Below are 1,965 nucleotides of genomic sequence, written 5' to 3'. Positions count from 1 at the left end.
TGACTATGACATTCTATAACAAAGAACTACAATATCGTGTCACTCTTAACACCGATTTAAATCTTTTCGTCGTTTTTGACAAAGAGGATAGCAATCGCGTAGCTACTGGTGTAACGATCGAACAAGCAGTGCAAGAACTTAAAAAATCCGCATAGGAGTGAAACCCCGAATGGACGATTGCAACTCTAGTTCACAATAAAGACACCTACTTGAAGGTCAAAGTAGGTGTCTTTAATTATATTTATCCCCTCTTCGACTCTTATCTTATAAGTCCTCACACGGCGCTCAACATACATAATCCTTTCAATTATGATCTAAGACTAGCAGTATTGAAGCAAGTTATGCTAAAATTTATTTTTATAGAAACATTGTTACTGAATATAAAAAATTTAGCGCAAGGAGGTTTAGTGTAGGAAGCAAAATGGATCATCACTGATTTTCTTACTTGTTTTCTCCCTTTTATGGAAAAAAATTTAACCGTTTGGACGCTATTATTATGTTTGATTGTCGGATTAGTCCTGTTAGTTTTCAATTTGATCAGCTGGACGACTTATTTTGTTGTTCTGATCATCGTTGGTGGATTGACTGTACTCGAAAAAAAACGTCGATCAAATCAAGAAAAATAAAAGCTTCGATCGTTCAAAAAAAGAGCCGGATCTACTGGCTCTTTTTTCAATATTCATTATGTTTTTCTACCCACCATTACTTATTTTCTTCATTGACTTTAAATTCTATGTGAATTAGTCCTCAGTCAATAAAAACTCTGGCTTCATAGATGATTTCTTCTAATGTTCCCGTTGCGCTTCTGCTTCGATCGCAAGAACCTTTCCTTTTTTACTAAATATTTCTGGAAACAATTCTGGAAGATTTTCACCATAGTTTTTAGGTGTAAAACGGCAGGCATACTGCCCACTTGGTAAAACTTTTATATTTTCACAGACATTTGTTGTAGGCATGATCTCTAAAAACATATATTGTTGAATATTTTCGCCTGTAAACTCATAGAGAAAACCAAAATCATATAAAGGTTCATAGCCCCCTTCAAGCGAACGCTCAAATAATTTTGCTGCTTCTGTATAAAGCGTCTTTTTATTATCAGTGGGCTGATAAGGAAAAACATACAGATATTTCTCATTCATCTTCCGGATATGTTGATTTTTTGAATGTCGATATTTTTTAAGGAGTTCGACTTCCTCTTTCAATGCTTGCATGCCTTTTAAGTTTTGCTGAAGCGCATCGATTTTTTGCTTCATTAGTTCTTCACTATAGGTCAAAAAAGAAAGATAGTCGATTGAACTTTTGGAATCGCCAAATCGGTGCAGCTCTTTTAACGGTATACCGATCTCTACACATGCTTGAATCAGTTCAACTGCACTCACTTGAGCTAATGAATAGTAACGGTAACCCGAGCTTGGATTGACATACACGGGCAATAGGACCCCAATCTGCTCATAATATCTTAATGACTTAATGTTGACACCGGTGATTTTCGCCAATTCTCCGATAGACAACAGTTCACTTTTTATGTCAGTTTCTCTCATTTCCATTCTCCTACATGTCAGATACGGCTTAGTATCAAGTATTTAGATATTGATTATACCATAAAAAAACGAAACACTTTACATATTTTTGTTATTTTTTAACAAACAAATAAAACAAGAATTGCAATTATTCACATCTTCCCTTCTCCTTTCCTCTTTGTTATAAATGGTGTTTCGTACTATTTCCAATCGGCTCTTTCGTTCTATCTTAAAAAAACAAATATATTCGAACATAGTCTTGTATTATTCATTATACAAAGATATAATATTAATGTGTTTTCGATGATAAACCAAAGAAGATATAATAAAAAATATTTACAGAAATGAATAGGCTTTCACAACATATTAGTGATTCATCCTTTAGTAACTACTACATATTTACATAGTAGTAAAAATAAATTTTTGGGGGAAGAAAATGAAAAAA

General features: G+C 33.5%; 2 protein-coding genes. One reads left to right on the top strand and one right to left on the bottom strand.

Annotated elements, in window-relative coordinates:
* Positions 1-461 precede the first annotated feature (461 nt).
* Positions 462-626 (top strand): hypothetical protein, encoded by a 165-nt coding sequence (locus JZO83_RS14195; protein WP_207116126.1) that lies wholly within the window; start codon positions 462-464, stop codon positions 624-626.
* Between the two features lie 159 nt (positions 627-785).
* On the opposite strand, the gene JZO83_RS14190 is transcribed toward JZO83_RS14195, so the two are convergent.
* Entirely contained in the window at positions 786-1,541 is a 756-nt protein-coding gene (locus JZO83_RS14190; protein WP_207116125.1) for a MerR family transcriptional regulator, read from the bottom strand.
* Between the last annotated feature and the right edge of the window lie 424 nt (positions 1,542-1,965).

The sequence above is a fragment of the Enterococcus sp. DIV1298c genome (assembly GCF_017316315.1).
Classification (GTDB): Bacteria; Bacillota; Bacilli; order Lactobacillales; family Enterococcaceae; genus Enterococcus_B; species Enterococcus_B mangumiae.
The sequence above is the reverse complement of the archived record's forward strand: the minus strand, read 5'-3'. Positions and strand labels throughout refer to the sequence as shown.